General features: G+C 41.7%; 14 protein-coding genes. 3 read left to right on the top strand and 11 right to left on the bottom strand.

The genetic code is table 11. The features are described from left to right. Window positions 1–12: 12 nt before the first annotated feature. From DJ568_RS04490 to spt, 11 genes are all read right to left on the bottom strand, one after another. Window positions 13–708 (bottom strand): hypothetical protein, encoded by a 696-nt coding sequence (locus tag DJ568_RS04490; RefSeq protein WP_114004049.1) that lies wholly within the window; start codon window positions 706–708, stop codon window positions 13–15. A 206-nt stretch (window positions 709–914) separates the two neighbouring features. Then, window positions 915–1,853 carry a phosphatase PAP2 family protein gene (locus tag DJ568_RS04485; protein WP_114004048.1) on the bottom strand — a complete coding sequence of 313 codons (939 nt, stop codon included), beginning with the start codon at window positions 1,851–1,853 and terminating at the stop codon, window positions 915–917. Between the two features lies 1 nt (window position 1,854). Beyond that, complete coding sequence (locus DJ568_RS04480; RefSeq protein ID WP_114004047.1) at window positions 1,855–2,475, bottom strand: sterol desaturase family protein; 621 nt, start codon at window positions 2,473–2,475, stop codon at window positions 1,855–1,857. A 6-nt stretch (window positions 2,476–2,481) separates the two neighbouring features. After that, window positions 2,482–3,036 carry a DUF4833 domain-containing protein gene (locus tag DJ568_RS04475; protein ID WP_114004046.1) on the bottom strand — a complete coding sequence of 185 codons (555 nt, stop codon included), beginning with the start codon at window positions 3,034–3,036 and terminating at the stop codon, window positions 2,482–2,484. Next, window positions 3,037–3,771: a CDP-alcohol phosphatidyltransferase family protein gene (locus DJ568_RS04470; RefSeq protein ID WP_114004045.1), complete on the bottom strand. Its 735-nt coding sequence runs from the start codon at window positions 3,769–3,771 to the stop codon at window positions 3,037–3,039. Window positions 3,772–3,776: 5 nt separating this feature from the next. Continuing rightward, window positions 3,777–6,335 carry a DUF5686 and carboxypeptidase-like regulatory domain-containing protein gene (locus DJ568_RS04465; RefSeq protein WP_114004044.1) on the bottom strand — a complete coding sequence of 853 codons (2,559 nt, stop codon included), beginning with the start codon at window positions 6,333–6,335 and terminating at the stop codon, window positions 3,777–3,779. Between the two features lie 16 nt (window positions 6,336–6,351). Beyond that, the gene (locus DJ568_RS04460; protein ID WP_114004043.1) at window positions 6,352–6,723 is read right to left on the bottom strand and encodes a GtrA family protein; all 372 of its coding nucleotides are present in this window, start codon (window positions 6,721–6,723) and stop codon (window positions 6,352–6,354) included. A gap of 208 nt (window positions 6,724–6,931) precedes the next feature. Next, window positions 6,932–8,257: an inositol-3-phosphate synthase gene (locus tag DJ568_RS04455; protein ID WP_114004042.1), complete on the bottom strand. Its 1,326-nt coding sequence runs from the start codon at window positions 8,255–8,257 to the stop codon at window positions 6,932–6,934. A gap of 25 nt (window positions 8,258–8,282) precedes the next feature. Then, window positions 8,283–9,269 (bottom strand): NAD-dependent epimerase/dehydratase family protein, encoded by a 987-nt coding sequence (locus tag DJ568_RS04450; protein ID WP_114004041.1) that lies wholly within the window; start codon window positions 9,267–9,269, stop codon window positions 8,283–8,285. Next, complete coding sequence (locus tag DJ568_RS04445; RefSeq protein WP_114004040.1) at window positions 9,266–10,381, bottom strand: GNAT family N-acetyltransferase; 1,116 nt, start codon at window positions 10,379–10,381, stop codon at window positions 9,266–9,268. The genes DJ568_RS04450 and DJ568_RS04445 overlap by 4 nt, the downstream gene beginning before the upstream one ends. A 53-nt stretch (window positions 10,382–10,434) precedes the next feature. Next, on the bottom strand, window positions 10,435–11,640 hold the full coding sequence (gene spt, locus DJ568_RS04440; RefSeq protein WP_114004039.1) for a serine palmitoyltransferase: 1,206 nt from the start codon (window positions 11,638–11,640) through the stop codon (window positions 10,435–10,437). Between the two features lie 360 nt (window positions 11,641–12,000). On the opposite strand from spt, the gene DJ568_RS04435 reads away from it, so the two are divergent. From DJ568_RS04435 to DJ568_RS04425, 3 genes are all read left to right on the top strand, one after another. Continuing rightward, window positions 12,001–13,335, top strand: a complete 1,335-nt coding sequence (locus DJ568_RS04435; RefSeq protein ID WP_114004038.1) for a TolC family protein — start codon at window positions 12,001–12,003, stop codon at window positions 13,333–13,335. A 6-nt stretch (window positions 13,336–13,341) separates the two neighbouring features. Next, on the top strand, window positions 13,342–14,457 hold the full coding sequence (locus tag DJ568_RS04430; protein ID WP_114004037.1) for an efflux RND transporter periplasmic adaptor subunit: 1,116 nt from the start codon (window positions 13,342–13,344) through the stop codon (window positions 14,455–14,457). A gap of 79 nt (window positions 14,458–14,536) precedes the next feature. Then, a complete protein-coding gene (locus DJ568_RS04425) occupies window positions 14,537–17,713 on the top strand; it encodes an efflux RND transporter permease subunit (RefSeq protein ID WP_114004036.1) in 3,177 nt (1,058 codons plus the stop codon). The last annotated feature ends 338 nt before the right edge of the window (window positions 17,714–18,051 follow it).

The following is an 18,051-nucleotide window of genomic DNA, read 5'->3' as shown; positions in this document are numbered from 1 at the left end:
GGTTTAATGGCGTTATATGGCAGCCAATTTTTTTGTGGTGTCTGCAGGGACAGTCTTTTTTATAACTGTGCTTTTCTTTTTTTGGAAGTTGGTTCTAGCCATACCATTGCTATCCATTTTTTTAGATTTCCGGGATAATGCGTCGCTTCCGGCTTTTTTGGCCATTTTACGCTGCAAGCTTGTATATGTTTTTTTTACAATCGCCTTGGTCCCCGCAACTTTATGATTTTCTGATAGTACTTTTGCTTCGTCTAAATCTTGTTTGGCCAGCTTATATTCTTGTATATCAGTCTTGATAGCTGCAAGTTTAAGTAAAGAAGCTATAATGTTGGGCACATCATTCTTTAAACGCGAAAGATTGTTGGATTGCAGTACAAACCATTTAGCCTGGCTATAGCGCTGCTGCGCGTGATAAACTTTGCCGAGGTTATCAAAACTAACCCTCATGCCTGTGGTGTCGTTATACTTCGAGTAAAGCCTTAGGCTTTGATAAGAGTTTATAATAGCTTCGTTCTGGTAAACCAGCTTTTTTACCCGGTTAGTTACCGTATCGTAGTGCATGTACTCAGCCGCCATGCTGGCATAAATGGGCGCTTTAAGTGAATCGTTGCTTGTGATTTTTAACTGCTGCCGCAGACTGTCAAGTTTGTCGGCCAAAGCGGATGTTGTTACCAAAGTGACAACCAGGAAGGAAAGCAGTTTTTTCATGATACAAACGAACTATAAATATATTCGGTAATGTTCAAATAACGTGCCCACTATCAGTATTGACTGTTATAAAGATGTTGTGGCAACAAATTTTTTCTTTTAAGTTGATTTTCAGTTATTTAAATTAAATCATCAACAAATTACAACGGCGGAAAATTATGAGGTCGGAAATTCAGGTACCAAATTTAGTACAGTGAAGAGAGGCACTATTTAATAAATGCCTCGTAACGGTCTATGGCAGTCTTAAATAACTTAATTCGCGAACTAACGAGTTCAAATAATGCAATGCCCACAATTGCGCATACTATGCCAAATGCTACATCAAGTATATAATGGTGACTGGTGTAAACTGCCGCAAACCATATGCCTACCATTACTGTAGCAAAGAAAATGTTAACGGTTCCAAGTTTGTTTTTTATACCATAGTATAACACGATAAGCGGATATGACGAATGCAGCGAAGGCATCGCCGCAAATACGTTTGATCCCTTGGCATAAATGGAACTAAAGATGTTAGCGTTAAACAACTTATCAAACTTAGCCAGGCCGGCGGTATTTCCTTGTGTTAGTTTAACAAAGTCAAAACCATGGTATTGTACGTACCAGGGTGGTGCTGCCGGATAAGCGTAATACACAATAAAGCCCAGCAAATTCACCAAAAAAAATGTGAGTAAAAAACAGATAAACTGCCGGCGATTCACAAAAAACAAGTATACGGCAAATGCCATTGGTACAGGTATCCAGCACAGGTAAAAAATGCCTGTCAGCACATCTAAAACCGGGTGTCCGTTAAAACGCCAATATTCATTGGGTGTTAGCAGCGCGCCATTATAGTTTATACCAAACAGCCGCTTTTCACAATTATACAGGTCGGCTATATGTACGGCATTATAATTATAGTTAGGGAAGGCCTTCATATAATCATAAACAATCCAGTATATGATAAAAATAGAAAAGCCGATGATGAATTTTCGGCTAACAGGGTGCAGGTAGTAAAACAGGTTAAATAAAAAAACCAGTGTAACCTGGTCTGATTTAAAGCCAACTAAAAAATAGGAAAGCACCAGATATGCTATGGAGAGCAGCGAGACAGAAAGTACCGATTTTAGGCTGAATGGATCAACTGCGCCTGCAGTTTTGGTCATGCTATTTTTTAATGAAATCTGAACGGAATATCTTATCCCAAAGCGGTGAGCTTACACCGTATCCTTTAGATGGATCAGAGTAATGATGAAGCATGTGATGCTGCTTTATTCTTTTCCAAAAAGCCCCTTTAAAGTTAAAGTGATGGATAGCATAATGGGATATATCATAAGCAAGATAACCCAAAATAAAACCCGGGAAAAAGCCGGTTATGTACGTTGCTGGTAATAGCCAGTCAAATAAAAAGTAAAAGCCGGTTGCTAACGGTATGCTTGCTGATGGCGGCATAACAAGCCGCTTTGCATCACTAGGATAGTCATGATGTACACCATGGAAAATAAAATGTAACCTTAGCGCCCATGTTGCCTTTGGCACGTAATGAAATACAAAACGGTGCATTACATATTCGGTAAGCGTCCAAACAAACAAACCTGCTAAAACGAGGCCAAAAAATAAAGCCACGCCCAGGTTGTTAACAAATAATGCGTAGTAACTGCTAACGGCAATAACAGGTATAAATATAATCAGCGGCACATAAAAATGCACTTTAGAGAGGCTTTCTAAAAAGTTGCTCTTAAACATCCTTACTGACTCCGGTGAGTTTGAAACAAAATTTTTCTTCATAGCTTGTCAGGGTTTAAAACGTTCGGCTACCTCTCGTCCTGTCGCTGTATCTGTGCCTCGCAGCTCCATGTAAATTACGTTGGGTACCCAAAACGTACCACCTTTTATCCTGATAAATATACGACTCAGCATTATCTGCCTTTTCGAAATAGTTACGAAGATATGATATTTTCCGTCAGTTCCTTTCATTAACACAAACGGAATTTTTTTGTATGACACAAATCTGATATCGTACCTGTCGTTACCCAAAGCCTTACTGTTTACACCATAAGCAAACTTGCGTTGTATAAAATTTAACTCAGCCTTCTCGCCTTTATCAGCGTATCTTATCCAGTAAGGATGAATAGGATCCTCTTTATCCAATATGCCCGAGTTGTCCGTATTAAGCTCATAAATAACGGTGTTGGTGTTAGGGTCGCGCTGCAGGTAAAAAAGCCTGTTAACCGTAGGTACCGGTAACTTATTATCGGCGATGGTATCAGCCGCGAATGATGCCGGCTTACTTAAGGCCGCATTTGAAAATGAACAGGAAATCAGAAAAAAAAGTAATATAAGCCGCATTTATTTTTGTTCCTTCTCTTCAAGCGCACGCTTGGCCTCACGCAATCTGTTAAATGCGGTGATATTGGTTAAAACAGCAAGCGCTGTTATTGGAATGGTAAAAATTGACATAGTTTCAAAAACGTGGTATTTAATACCTGGAATAAACAGTTTGTAATTGCCGCCGATGTAGTTTGACATTACACCGCATAATATGGCGCAAAGGCCGATGGTAACAACGCGCTCAGGCCTTTGCATCAGGCCGCCTTTACACTGAACGCCAAGTCCCTCTGCACGGGCGCGAACATAACTCACCATCATTGAACCAATTAATGCTATAAAGGCAAATATGGAACTTAAAAAGTAATGATGTGATACCAGGTAATAACATATACCCAAAAACATAATTAATTCGCTGTAGCGATCAAGTACCGAATCATATAAAGCTCCGAATGTTGATTTCATGTTGCCCAAACGCGCCACTTGCCCGTCAAGCATGTCAAACAAACCTGCAAATAAAATAAGCGCGCCTGCCCAGCCAACGTAGCTGAAATCTACCCGCAGTCCGCCTTCGGCACCTGCGATAAATATTATAGCCACACCAACATTTAGTACAAAACCTATAGAGGTTACAGCATTCGGCGTAAGCCCTAATTTTATCAAAACTTTAACAAAAGGATCTATCACTTTGTAAATCCCTAATTGAAGGCTGTCACGTAATGAAACAGTAGTTGTTGTGGTGGTTTGTTGTTCCATGGCTGTTAAAAATCAAACTTAATGCGCATACGTACGCCCCATTCCGGTGCATTAGGGTGGTCCAGGTAATTAAAGCGTCGTACCAGGTCAACCCGCACAAATTTAAATATATTTTCAATACCTACGCTGCCTTCAATATAAGGCGTTTTACCCAGCGAATAGGTAATTGGCGCACCCTCTTCAGTCACCGGAAATTTGTATAAATCCTGCTGTAAATTCGGATTATTTTCGGTGCGTAAACTGCCGTATAAAGCTTTGAAAGAAACAACTTCTCTCCATTTTAGTTTTTTAAATAAAGGTATCTTATTAAAAAAGAAACCCTGGAAGTGCTGATCAAGACCGATAGCCTGGTAGTCGTCACTTACAAACTCCAAAAAGTTCATCAGGTTAAACGAGTTGATATCATACGCGTAAGTTTGGTTGGCGCGGTGTATATTCAACAAAGGGTAGGGTACTTTGCCAAATATGTGCCCGGCTTCGCCCCAAACGTCTAAAAATCCCAGGAAAGATAAATAGAAGTGCTTATCAACCCTGCCAAGCAGTGAGTGGTAGTTATATTCGCCTCCAAAAAAACCTTTAAAGCCGCGGGTATAACTTAAGTTAAAAATAGGGTACCCGTTTATAATAGGCGTACGGAACATCTTACCCTGGTAATACTGCTCATTAGGTGCGTAACGTAAATTTAACGATACCTCAGAAGTTGTAAGGTACCTGTCGCTTAGTACGTTACCGTTTTGCACGGTGTTAAACTTTAATGAACCGGCTGGCTCCTGTGTCCATTTATTAAAGCCCACTTTAAATGAAAACTTGCTACGGAACTCGTGCACATAATCAAGCCTGTAAATATCATTATACAGGTATTTATCATTATCGCCACGTTTAAAAGATAGCAGGAAGTTGTCTTCACGTACAAAGTCGAGCACTAAACCCGGTATTTTGGTATCGCGCTGAAAACTCGCCCGTATATAATGCTGAGGGAATTTATAGATGGATTTGTTGTTCAGGGAGTAAGTTGTGCTGAAGAAATACTTCCACCGCTCGTCCTTAAAACCGTAAGCCGCGTAGGTCTCAAAAAATATACGTGTACTAAACTCGGGCGTGGTACGGCCGCCGGCACGTAACCTGAAGCCCTCTACCGGGTTAAAGCTATAAAAAGCGCTGGCAGGTCCAACTTCAAACTTACCGAAGCTTTTGTAGCCAAATAGCAATAATGAAGCAATATCCAGCGTGCGTTTATAAGCCGGCATGTTGGTAAGGCTGTCAATGTTCTTATATACTTTTGATTCGGCACGGGTTAATGTATCCAGGCGGTTTTGCTGCCAGAATTCTTCACTGCGGTGTTTCACCAGGTCTGATCCAACTTCTGATTCAACGGCGGTGTAGGTAGTATCGGGCTGTTTGTTATTAATAAGATAGTTTCCGTAAACAAGCGAACGGATGCCTAAAAATCCTTTTTGACTTTCCTTGTTGTATGCAAAATCAGCAATGGTGTGGCTTTTACTCAGGTGGTACCGGCCGTCAGGGTTTTTATCAAAATCAAGCTCCACCTGCATTGATTTTACGTAGTTAAGGTTAATGTTGCGGTTGGCGTAAAGCACAGCCTTTTGCACAGCATAGTTACCGTCAAGCGTTATAAGCATCCTGCCTTCAAAAAGTCTGTCGGTAGTGTTACGGGGGGTAAAACTCAACTCCACAAGTTTGGCGTTATCGTCGGTAGTTACCGTATCCGTAATAAAAAATTTATAAAAAGATGGGGCCAGGCTTGATATAGGGCTCATCCACTGATTTGTTAAAAACAGTACGTTAGCGTCATATATATCAATCTCGGCATACATGTGTTTAAAGTATTGCCCTATACCGTCGCTGTCTATGGCTCCACCGAAGTTAACGCCCCGTTCGCCCAGCACCTTTACCTTTTTATCAGCGGGGTTTTTGCGGTAATAAGTTTGCGAAACTTTTTCGTTAAGGTAAAAAGGCAGTAATGATTTGCCCGGGATTGTAACACTGTCCCGGTTGTCAAACATAAACTTGTATTTCCTGAAGAATTTTTTTTGAGCCAGTTTGTCAGATACATTCAAAAAGGAGAATTGCATTTTATCATACGTCTTATATTCAACGTAATCATAATTCTCCGGACGGTTTTTGTCTTTGTTTTCAATAACCTTCCTGATGAGTTCCACAGCAGGGTTATCACGATTGGTATACTTGGGCCTTTTTTGGCCCTTAACTGTTACCTCGGTAAGCTGGCGCGATTCAGGGAATAGTTTTACATTTATAACCTGCTCCTTGCCTGCAGTAACAGCTAACGTTGCCGTTTTATAGCCTAAAAATGATACCTGCAACTGAGTTTGCGGGTTTGCCGAGCGTAGCACAAATTTGCCATCTGCGTTGGTGCTTACACCTATAGTGCTTCCTGTAAAGGCAACGCTTACAAATGATAACGGTTGTTTGGTGTTAGCGTCGGTTACAACTCCGCTTACAATGGTTTGTGCAAACAATGTGGTTGTTGTAACTAAAAATAAGAGTGATAAAAGCAGTTTTTTAAAAAACGTGTGATAATTCATGTATTTATTAGTGCAATTATGCAAACACAAACTTTTTTTGCATAAAATAATTATAACCGATGCCCACGGCTAAGGATACTACAATCTTTGCAAGTAATACGGTAAAGCCTAAGTAGTGAACAAATACAAATACACCTCCGTTGTTAAGCAATAAATTGCCAATCCAAACCAAAATGTATTTTATAGCCTGCCCGGGTGCGTTTTTTTTTGTCCCGTCAAACACCCAGAAGCGCCCTAACGCAAAGTTGGTAACGCCGCCCGACACCGTGCCTATAAAGTTTGCATAGACGAACCAAAGGTAAAGAAAATCCTTGCAGACAAATGTTACCGAAAAGTCAATTAAAGTTGATATTAAGGACGAGGCCTGGGCTTTAACAAAAGTTGCCATACAAGTTTACCCGTTGTACGTAATTAAATTTAACACCAGTTGAACCGGGTGCATCAACTGTTGATTCTGTTTAGTGTATTGACGGGTTTAAGCGAAAATTGTTACAAGCGGCAAAGGTATTATAAATATTATGATAATATGATGATAAAAAAGAAAACCCGGCCCTGCATGTATTGCAGAAGGCCGGGTTTTTATAATCATATTTTTGTTATTGTTCTGCTTCTACAAGCTCCTCGTAATAATCTAAACCTAAATGGGTGATCAGGTCTTCGCCCATAAGGTAACGCAACGTATTCTCTAATTTTATCAGTTGCTTAAACACATCGTTTTCCGGCGGAAGGCCCGGCGCGGTTTGCGGAGTTTTAAGATAAAATGATAACCACTCCTGTATACCGCTCATGTTTGCACGTTTCGCAAAGTCAATAAACAATGCAAGGTCAAGTGCAATAGGGGCGGCAAGTATTGAGTCGCGGCAAAGGAAGTTGATCTTGATTTGCATTTTGTAGCCTAACCAGCCAAAAATGTCAATGTTGTCCCAGCTTTCTTTATTATCACCATGCGGCGGATAGTAGTTGATACGTATTTTGTGGAAAAGATCGCCGTACAACTCAGGATTATCCTGAGCGTTCAGGATATCTTCAAGCACGCCGGTTTTTGAAACTTCTTTGGTTTTAAAGTTATCCGGATCATCTAATACCAAGCCATCGCGGTTACCCAGTATGTTGGTTGAAAACCAGCCGCGTACACCTAATGAACGGATAGCTAAGCCCGGCGCTAATATAGTTTTCATTAACGTTTGGCCGGTTTTAAAGTCCTTACCGGCAATAGGGGTGCGGGTTTGCTTGGCAAGCTCAACCATAGCAGGGATGTCAACCGTTAGGTTAGGGGCACCGTTTGCAAATGGCACACCTAGTTTTAAAGCAGCATAAGCATAAAGCATGCTTGGTGCTATCAGTTTGTCATCATTCTTTAAGGCCTCTTCAAATTTAGCAAGCGTGCTGTGTATCTCAGTCTGTTCATAGTAAACCTCTGTTGATGCACACCAAACTATAACAACACGGTCAAGTCCGTTTTGCTCTTTAAAGTTGGTAATGTCTTCCATCAACTGTTGCGCAAGTTCCCAGCGGGTACCGGTTTTAACGTTGGTACCATCAAGATTTTTTGCATAGCTACGGTCAAAAGCAGCTTTCATTGGCTTTATAACCTGTAATTGCTCCTTAACAGCGTCTATATGGTGTTGTTCTAATACCTGCGCCTTTGATGCCGATGTGTAAACATCATCCTCGTAAACATCCCATCCACCCCATACTATATCATTAAGATCGGCCAGTGGCACAAAATCTTTAATTTTTGGTTTGCGGTTTTCAGTACGTTTACCCAAGCGTATAGTGCCCATTTGAGTAAGTGAGCCAACTGGCTGCGAAATGCCTTTTTTTACTGATTCCACACCGGCAATCAATGTGGTAGCTACCGCCCCTAATCCCGGAAGTAAGATCCCTAATTTACCTTCAGCAGGTTTAATAATGTGTTTCATTTTTTGTTTTTATTTGTCATAGTGATCAAAGCCATTTATTGGCTTTATACCAATTTAGTGTTTCTGATAGTCCAGCTTCCAGATCATATTCAGGGCGAAACCCTAAATCATATCTTGCTTGCTCTATATCGCAATGCCAGTTAACCGCTGTTAACTCGTTTAATTTTTCCACGTTTAACGCGGATGCCTTATTCGTCAAAGAACCTACTTTTTCAGCAATTAAGGCGATTACTTTTACAAAATTTACAGGGAGGTGAAATTTAAGCGTAGTTAAGTTTAACACACTTTTTGAAATTTCAGCCAGCTGGTACCTGTCGTAAAAATTCCCGTCAGACAGGTTGTAAGCCTTTTTATTGCCGGTGTATAAAGCCTTTGTGCAAGCTTTAGCTAAATCTTTAACATATATAAAGCTTAACTTTTGCGCATTCCGGCCTATATGGAACTCTAAACCTTTTTTAACCTGTTTAAAAAAAATAAAAATATCCCTGTCACGTGGGCCATAAACAGCCGTGGGCCGTAATATAGTATAATTCAGCCCTTCCACACCGCTTAGTTTTTCTTCGGCAACCAGCTTGCTGCGGCCATATGCCGTAACAGGGTGCGGCATCGTTTTCTCGTTAATGATGCCATTAAGAGACGCTAAAGGCCCTACAGCGGCAAGGCTGCTTACAAATACAAACTTCTTGAAATCTGTATTGGCGTTAACAGCCGCCAGCGCCAAATTAAGCGTATGTTTCGTGTTAATGCTTCCGTACTCGGCAGGTGTGCGGGCTTTGGTAATGCCCGACGCGTGAATGATGTAATTAATACGGTTATCTTCTAACAGCTTTTGTAAGGACGATTGGTTGGTAAAATCGGGGTAAATATAATGTATATCCAGGTCTTTTAAATGATCAATTTTACTGCTTTTTCTAACAGCGGCAAAAACCTCCAGATTATTCCTGAGCGCGTCCTCTACTAAATGGAAGCCCACGAATCCGCTGGCGCCGGTTATTAAAACCCTTTCTTTCATATCTGTTTTTCGTAGATGCGGTATGTTTTATATTGGTCGCCACCAATAGCTTCAATTGCGCGGTTAACCATGTCGTTATTTTCCAAAGTCCAGCTGGCTTCGGCATAATCAAGATTTTTGCGCCTGTATTCTTTTATAATGTTACCGTAAAGGCAGGCCTCTATGCCCATTTTTCGATAGCCATCAATAACGCCTAGCAGCATAATACGTATACCACGTACCTTACTTTTGTTAAATAACAATTTAAAGATACCGGTTGGCAATAAACGGCCTTTTTTTATTGTACGAAGTATTGAGTTAATATCAGGTATAGCAACGCCAAAGCCTACAATTTTGCCTTCCTGCTCTGCCAAAAAGCAAAAGTCCTGGTCAAGTATCAGTTTAAGGTCCTTAGCAGTATAATCGAATTCTTCATTCGTCATCGGGAAAAAACCCAGGTTTTTATCCCAGGCAGTATTGTAAACCTCGCGCAGTGCCGCAGCCTCATCCTTAAATTTTTTAAGGTTAATCTTACGTATAATAATATTGTTACGTGTTAGGCGCTGCTGCAATTTTTCAAGCAACTGTAATGATTTATCATTGTATTGCTGTCCCTTCCAGCTGTAAGCAAATAAATCAACCTGTTTGGTAAAGCCCAGCTTTTCTAAAATTTCTACATAGTAAGGTGGGTTGTACGTCATCATTACCACCGGGGGGCTATCAAATCCTTTTACCAATAAGCCGCATGTTTCGTTTGTTGACGGGTTTGCCGGGCCTACCAGTTTATTTGCGCCCTTTTCCTTTACCCATGCAATTGCTGTATCAAACAGTTGCTTTGCAACCCCGATATCATTAACAACATCAAAAAAGCCAAAAAATCCGTCGTTTGAATTATTAAACTTGTTGTGGTTGTTATTTACTATGGCGGCTATACGCCCTACAATTTTACCGTCTTTATAAGCCAGAAATGGCTGAAGCGCCGAATGTTTATGAAATGGGTGTGTAGTAAGCAGATCCTTTTGCGCGATGAATAATTCCGGAACGTAGTTGGGATCGTTTTTATAAAGTTCGTGCGGAAAATCAATAAAAGCAGCAAGCTCCTTTTTTGATTTAACCGGAATTATTTGATTCATCAGGATGGTAGGTTTATATCTAAAAAGGTGTGCTTTCGCAGCACACCTTTTTTTCAGATTCTTTCTTTTACTGTGGTTACGCCGGCGTATTTAAAAGCCTTTGAAATTTTATCAACCGCTTCATCTATTTGCTCAAAAGTGTGCGTAGCCATCAATGAAAAACGCAGCAGGGATGAGTCTGACGGAACAGCAGGAGATACCACCGGGTTAACAAAAATACCGTTCTCCTGTAATTGGTTAGTTACCAGGAAAGTTTTATCGTTGTCGCGGATGTAAACCGGCAATATGGGGCTTTCGGAGTCACCGATATCAAAGCCTTCTTCTGTAAACAGCTTGGTTGCGTAGTGCGTATTGTCCCACAATTTCTGTATGCGTTCAGGCTCAGCCTCAATTATATCTAAGGCAGCGATTACGCTGGCCACAGACCCCGGCGTCATGCTCGCGCTAAACATCAGTGAACGTGCCCGATGTTTCAGGTAGTCTACAGTTTCATGATCTGCAGCAATAAATCCGCCCAGTGAGGCTAACGATTTACTGAAGGTACTCATAATCAGGTCAACTTCGTCTGTTAAGCCGAAATGTGATGCGGTACCCGCACCGTTATGGCCTATTACACCTAAACTATGTGCATCGTCAACCATAATGTTGGCACCGTACTCATCAGCAAGCTTTACAATTTCGGGCAATTTAACTATGTCGCCTTCCATGCTGAAAATACCGTCAACCACTATTACTTTAACAGCCTCCTCGGGTAAAAGACTCAGCTTCCGCTGAAGGTCGTCCATGTCATTATGGGCGTATTTAATAACCTTTGAAAATGACAGCCGGCTCCCGTCAATTAATGAAGCGTGGTCATATTCATCAAGAATCAAATAGTCATTTCTCCCGGTGATGCATGATAATACTCCAAGATTTACCTGGAAACCTGTGCTGAAAAGTACTGCAGCCTCTTTGCCCACGTAGCTGGCAAGCCTGTTCTCCAGTTCGATATGTATATCAAGTGTTCCGTTTAAAAAACGAGACCCGGCACAACCAGTACCATACTTGTCAATAGCTTTTTTTGAAGCCTCTTTTATTTTTGGATGATTGGTTAAACCCAGGTATGAGTTTGAACCAAACATTAGTACACGTTTACCATTTATAATAACTTCAGTGTCCTGTCCGGATTCAATAGGCCTGAAAAAAGGGTATAGACCTTTCTCCCTGATCTGATTTGCATCCTGGAACTGAGCAATTTTTTGGTGTAGTTTTTTACCCATGCATTAACGCTGCTTAAATTTTTTGTAAAAATAACATGAATATGCAATATACCGACATCTATGCGGTAATTTTTTTAATACTGCTTATAAATGAGACTGTTTAAATCTACAAGGCAAATTAATCAAATTTTTTCTTTAATCAGTGTCAATTTTTTACAATTAGTGATAACCCGCTATAAATAATAAAAAAAATAATGTTACAGGAATGTTAACGATTACGTTACGTAAAAATTTTGTTGTTAACAAGTATTTGGTCATAACAATAACATTTTAGCAAATTATCGGTTGTTACTTATTAAAAATGTAAACACAATCAGCTTACTTTTGCAACTCAAACATCGCGCCCCAGGTTCTTTTTCTATGAAAAAAATACAATTATTGTTCTTACTGGTCTTATCATCGTTACATTTAGCCTATGCCCAAACAGCACCCGATAGTGTTCCCGGTACAATAACCCTGCAGCAATGCATCAATTATGCTTTACGCAACCAGCCGGTGGTAAGGCAGGCCTCAATTGATGAGCAGATAAATGAGCGGGATATTAAAATCGGATTATCTTCCTGGCTACCTCAACTAAATAGTACCGGACAGGTACAACATTATTTTAAAGGCGGGCCGGTAGCGGGTGCAGCTAATATTCCCGGCGGTGTAAGCAATGATATTCGTAATTTATCTACGTTAGGGCTGCAGGCCAGCCAGGTTATATATAATAATGATGTATTGCTTGCCGCGCGCACCGCACGCTATTCTAGGCAATATTACAGGCAAAACACACAAACAACGCAGATTAATGTAATTGCTGATGTAAGCAAAGCTTTTTTTGATGTGCTGCTTTCGCAAAAGCAGTTAAACATTACTACTGAGGATATTTTACGTTTGCAACGTAGTTTAAAAGATGCACGCAACCGATATGACGCTGGTGTATCTGATAAAATAGATTATAAACAGGCAACCATCGCTTTAAATAACGCTGTAGCTGCAAGGAAGCAAACCCAGGAAGCTATCAAAAGCAAGGAGGCTTATCTGAAGCAGATCATGGGTGTGAGTGCCAGGAGCAACATTGCTTTAGCGTATGACTCAGCTAGGTATGAGAGCAATGCATATATAGATACCACCCAAGCGCTTGATGTAAATAACCGGGTTGAATACAGGTTGCTGCAAACTACAAAAACGTTAAGTAACATGAATGTCAGCTACTATAAATGGGGGTTCTTCCCTTCGCTGTCGGCCATTGGTGCTTATAACTTAATATATGCTAACCGCAATCTGTCAAATTTATACAGTAATACTTTTCCAAACGGATATGTCGGCTTGCAGTTAAACCTGCCTATTTTTCAGGGAACACGACGTTTACAAAACCTTGCTAAAGCCCGTTTGCAGGAGGATAGGGTTGACCTCGATATTATCAATGCACAAAACAGCATTAATACAGAATATGTACAGGCGCTGGCAGCTTATAAAACTAATTACACCAGCTGGCAGGTTGTAAAAGAAAATGTTGACCTGGCTAAAGACGTGTATAATGTTGTAAGCCTTCAATATCGGGAGGGGATAAAAACTTACCTTGATGTAATTATAGCCCAAGCCGACCTACGCACGGCGCAGTTAAACTACTATAATGCGTTGTTCCAGTTATTATCAAGTAAAATAGATCTTCAAAGGGCATTGGGCACACTTTATGTGCCGCAAAAATAATATGATATGAAACATACCTCAATATATATCTTGGCCGCTGCAAGCGTAATATTCACAGCATGCGGTAATGAACAAAAAGCACCCGGACCACCGCCACCTGCATCGGTTAATGTGGTTGAGGCACAAATGGCCGAAGCTGAATATTACGACAAATACCAGGGTACCGTTGTTGCGCTGAATACCGTTGAGTTACGCAGCCAGGTACCGGGCTTTATTACCGGCATTTTCTTTAAAGAGGGCGAGGTGGTGCAAAAAGGCAAGGCCCTTTACGAGATAGACCGCCGTAAGTATCTTGCCGCATACCAGCAGGCCGAAGCTGCAGTTTCAAGCGCCCGCGCTAATTTGTTAAAAGCACAAAAGGACGTTGACCGCTATAACATGCTTCTTAAAAATGATGCCGTAGCCCGGCAAACGGTAGACCAGGCAACTGCAGCGTATGAAACAATGCGCAGCCAGCTTGAAGTGGCGAAAGCCGGTTTGCAGTCTGCCCGTACAGATTTGTCGTATGCTACAATCACCGCGCCATTCACGGGGCGCATCGGCATATCTCAGGTGCGTTTAGGCGCTCAGGTTACGCCCGGCTCCACATTGCTCAATACCATATCGGCCGAGAGTCCGGTAGCGGTGGATGTTGTCATTAATGAGCAGGACATCGACAGATTTTACGAACTGCAGCGCAAAAGCACCGATACCACTTTTAAACTTCAGTTACCTGACGGCACTGTTTACAACAAAACCGGTAAAATTTTAGCTGTAGACAGGGGGGTGAACAATGGTACAGGAAGTATAAACGTGCGCGTACAATTCCCTAACGAAAATAATATTTTAAAAGATGGTATGAGCGCTGTATTGCACGTGCTCAACAGCCAGTCGGGCAATCGCGTGCAGATACCATTCAAGTCAGTAACCGAGCAAATGGGCGAGTTTTTTGTTTTTGTCGCCAAGGATACTATCGCCCTGCAAAAGAAGGTAACACTTGGCCCGCGTGTTAACAGCGATGTTGTAGTAATGGAAGGGATTAAGGCAGGTGATAAAGTTATCACCGAAGGGTTTCAGCGATTGCGCGATAGCAGTAAAATTACGCTTGGACCGCCGCCTGCCGCGGCTCCGGCTAAAAAGTAGATTGCAATTTGGTTATGCGGCTAGCTTTGCTGCTGCGGAATACCCGGGATTAAACCCAATAAAGAAATATTAAAAAGAAATGATCGCAGAAACCTTTATAAGACGGCCGGTTACCGCTATTGTTATATCACTGGTTATCCTGATAGTAGGAACCATTGCTATCGGCGCGCTCCCGGTTGGCCAATATCCTGAAATAACCCCACCAACAGTACAAGTAACCGGCAATTATACCGGCGCGGATGCCTTAACTGTTGAGCAGACCGTGGCTACACCTGTAGAAGTGCAGGTTAACGGTACGCCCGGAATGACATACTTGCAAAGTAACAGTACCGGTAACGGCCAAATGAGCATGACGGTGAATTTTGAAGTAGGCACCGACATTAATATAGCCGCACTGGATGTTCAAAACCGTGTAGGAATAGCCTTACCAACCTTACCTCAGGAGGTGCAGCGATTGGGCCTTACCGTACGTAAACGAAACCCCAGTATACTTATGCTGGTAGCCATATACGCACCTAAGGGAACCCATGATGTGACCTTTATGGATAACTATGCCAACGTATTTGTTAAAGACGCGTTGTTGCGTACTAAAGGGGTGGGTGATGTGTTTTCGCGTGCGGACGATTTCAGTATGCGTATTTGGCTTAAACCGGACAAGCTTGCAGCTTTAAATATGTCGGCCGCTGATGTCACAGCTGCTTTGCAGGAACAAAACGCACAAGTTGCAGCCGGCACAGTTGGTGCAACTCCGCAAATGAAAGGGCAAACTTTTGAGTATACCGTTTTGGTTAGAGGGCGACTTAGCCAGGTAGAAGAGTTTGAAAACATCGTGGTAAAAACTATGCCCGAAACCGGAGCCGTAGTACACCTTAAAGATGTGGCACGTGTGCAGCTCGGAAAGTTTAATTATTCAGGTAATTCGTTTATAGATAACAAGCGGGCATCATATCTGCTTATTTACCAGGCGCCGGGTAGTAACGCTATCGAAACTGCCGAGAACGTAGAGAAAACGATGAATGATCTTAAAAAGACATTCCCTGCCGATATAGAGTATGTTGTTCCGTTTGAGACAACCACCGTTGTAGAAGTATCGCTGCATGAAGTGATCGAGACATTAATTATAGCCTTAGTATTGGTAATCGTCGTGGTATATCTCTTCCTGCAGGATTGGCGTACAACACTGATACCTATTTTGGCTATCCCGGTAGCTATTGTAGGCACGTTTATATTTTTTATACCGCTTGGTTTTACCATAAATACGTTAACATTATTCGGTTTTGTACTCGCGATAGGTATAGTGGTGGACGATGCCATTGTGGTGGTTGAGGCTGTGCAGCACTACATGGAAAAGGGTAAGTCGGCCAAAGAGGCTACGTTAAGCGCCATGCGCGACATTTCGGCCCCGGTAATAGCCATTGCGCTCATTCTAGCAGCGGTATTTGTACCTGTTGGGTTTGTTCCGGGTATTGTAGGGCGTTTGTACCAACAGTTTGCCATTACTATTGCCATCTCTGTACTTATATCTGCTTTTGTGGCGCTTTCATTAACACCTGCGCTATGTGTGCTGATACTAAAGCCGCACAAAATGGACAAAGACTCCAAAGGCATTGATAAGTGGTTTTATAAGTATAACGCGTGGTTTGAGCGTGTAACAGGCAGATATACTAATACCGTGCATACGGGCATCAAAAACTCCAAATTTGTAATAATTATTTTAGTATGCATTATTGTAGGTACAGTATTCATGTTCAAGACAAAGCCTGCCGGCTTTTTACCTACTGAGGATGAAGGCCGTATTTTTATAACCTTTGATTTACCTGAAGGTTCGGCAACCGAACGTACAGTAGCGGTGCTGCAGGAAATGATGGATACGCTGGATAGTATACCTGCTATTAAACACTACGCGGCACTAGGCGGATTAAACGCCGTAAATTTCTCAAGCAAATCCAACAGCGGTACCATATTTGTGCAGTTAAAGCCCTGGAGCGAACGTAAAGATAAAGCGGATCAACGCGAGGCGTTAACTGCCTTGTTTCAACAAAAACTGGCCAAAATAAAAGAAGCCAATATAGTTGTTATATCTCCTCCTGCCATACCTGGCTTAGGCAGCACGGGCGGTTTCTCCTTTGTACTGCAGGAGCGTGAGGCCGGTGGTGACATAAAGAATTTTGAGAAAACATTACAGGGATTCATTGCCGCATTGGGTAAGCGTCCTGAAATTGCCCGGGCTTTTTCTTTCTTTACAGCGCGCACACCTGCTTATCAGCTTACCATTGACCGGGAGAAGGCAAAAAAACTTGGTGTGCAGATAAGCGATATCAACAACGCGCTGCAAACCTATATGGGAAGCGCTTATATAAATGACTTTACGCTTTATGGCCGAAATTTCAGGGTTTTGGCACAGGCCGACACAAACTATCGTACTAATATTCAAAACATAGGTCAGTACTTCGTACGCAACAGAGCCGGCGAAATGGTACCTTTAAGTACGCTGACAAGTTATAAGGTAATTGAAAACGCGCCGTTAATTTCACACTATAACCTGTTTCGCGCGGCCGAAATCAATGGTACGCCAGCGCCCGGTTACAGCAGCGGCGACGCTATTAAGGCATTGGAAGAAGTTGCCGCACAGACTTTACCGCAAGGGTATGGTTATGAATTTTCGGGCTTGAGCAGGGAAGAGATTCTGTCAGGCTCCAAAACGGTTTACATATTCGTATTGTCAATTGGGTTCGTATTTTTATTTCTGGCAGCGTTGTATGAAAGCTGGTCGGTTCCTTTTTCAGTGTTATTGTCTGTGCCGCTGGGAGCTTTTGGCGCCATCCTGATGTTGACATTCACGCCAACATTAACAAATAACGTGTACGCGCAAATAGGATTAATAACACTGGTTGGTCTGGCAGCGAAAAACGCTATCCTGATAGTGGAGTTTGCTAAGGAAAGAGTTGATATGGGTATGGAACTTGAGAAAGCTACTCTTGAGGCAGTACGCCTTCGATTGCGCCCAATTATAATGACCTCGATGGCTTTTATATTAGGAGTACTGCCGTTATTATTTGCATCAGGTGCAGGAGCTGAGGCACGTAAAACCATTGGTTTTACAGTATTCGGTGGTATGCTGGCAGCAACTTCGTTAGCTATTTTTATAGTGCCGGTTTTGTTTTACCTGATAACCAAGGTTGCATACGGGAAGGAGAAGTTGGCCGAGCTTGAAGCCAACTATCACCCAGGACCTGAAACTGAGAGAGAGAATTGATATAAGAGCGGCTAACTAGCCGCTTTTTTTATGCCATTTTTGCCGATTTAGATATTTATAGATATCAATATTTCATCAAAATTTCATATATGATAATAAATTTTTAACTAATTGTCATGCCAATTGGACATATTGTAAAAAAATATACGATTTGATATCAGCATTAAATATTATTAAAATATACTCATTAACTATCTGAAATGCAGGTTAAACAGGTGGATTAGGTGTTAGCATGTCGATAACTACAGATGTTAAATCAAGCCGGCGAAAACATTATTGGCACACTTTGGCAAAGTATTTGTAATACTCGCTTTGAAAAATCTAAGAATTATTTACAA

The sequence above is a fragment of the Mucilaginibacter hurinus genome (assembly GCF_003324525.1).
Lineage (GTDB): Bacteria > Bacteroidota > Bacteroidia > Sphingobacteriales > Sphingobacteriaceae > Mucilaginibacter > Mucilaginibacter hurinus.
Note: the sequence above shows the minus strand (reverse complement) of the source record. Positions and strands in the feature narration are given on the sequence as shown.

Excerpts from the sequence above, each read along its gene's own strand:
- DJ568_RS04445 (WP_114004040.1), bottom strand. The coding sequence starts at position 10,381 with ATGAATCAAATAATTCCGGTTAAATCAAAAAAGGAGCTTGCTGCTTTT.
- DJ568_RS04485 (WP_114004048.1), bottom strand. The coding sequence starts at position 1,853 with ATGACCAAAACTGCAGGCGCAGTTGATCCATTCAGCCTAAAATCGGTA.
- DJ568_RS04465 (WP_114004044.1), bottom strand. The coding sequence starts at position 6,335 with ATGAATTATCACACGTTTTTTAAAAAACTGCTTTTATCACTCTTATTT.
- DJ568_RS04435 (WP_114004038.1), top strand. The coding sequence starts at position 12,001 with ATGAAAAAAATACAATTATTGTTCTTACTGGTCTTATCATCGTTACAT.
- DJ568_RS04450 (WP_114004041.1), bottom strand. The coding sequence starts at position 9,269 with ATGAAAGAAAGGGTTTTAATAACCGGCGCCAGCGGATTCGTGGGCTTC.
- DJ568_RS04425 (WP_114004036.1), top strand. The coding sequence starts at position 14,537 with ATGATCGCAGAAACCTTTATAAGACGGCCGGTTACCGCTATTGTTATA.
- spt (WP_114004039.1), bottom strand. The coding sequence starts at position 11,640 with ATGGGTAAAAAACTACACCAAAAAATTGCTCAGTTCCAGGATGCAAAT.
- DJ568_RS04460 (WP_114004043.1), bottom strand. The coding sequence starts at position 6,723 with ATGGCAACTTTTGTTAAAGCCCAGGCCTCGTCCTTAATATCAACTTTA.
- DJ568_RS04490 (WP_114004049.1), bottom strand. The coding sequence starts at position 708 with ATGAAAAAACTGCTTTCCTTCCTGGTTGTCACTTTGGTAACAACATCC.
- DJ568_RS04470 (WP_114004045.1), bottom strand. The coding sequence starts at position 3,771 with ATGGAACAACAAACCACCACAACAACTACTGTTTCATTACGTGACAGC.
- DJ568_RS04475 (WP_114004046.1), bottom strand. The coding sequence starts at position 3,036 with ATGCGGCTTATATTACTTTTTTTTCTGATTTCCTGTTCATTTTCAAAT.
- DJ568_RS04430 (WP_114004037.1), top strand. The coding sequence starts at position 13,342 with ATGAAACATACCTCAATATATATCTTGGCCGCTGCAAGCGTAATATTC.
- DJ568_RS04455 (WP_114004042.1), bottom strand. The coding sequence starts at position 8,257 with ATGAAACACATTATTAAACCTGCTGAAGGTAAATTAGGGATCTTACTT.
- DJ568_RS04480 (WP_114004047.1), bottom strand. The coding sequence starts at position 2,475 with ATGAAGAAAAATTTTGTTTCAAACTCACCGGAGTCAGTAAGGATGTTT.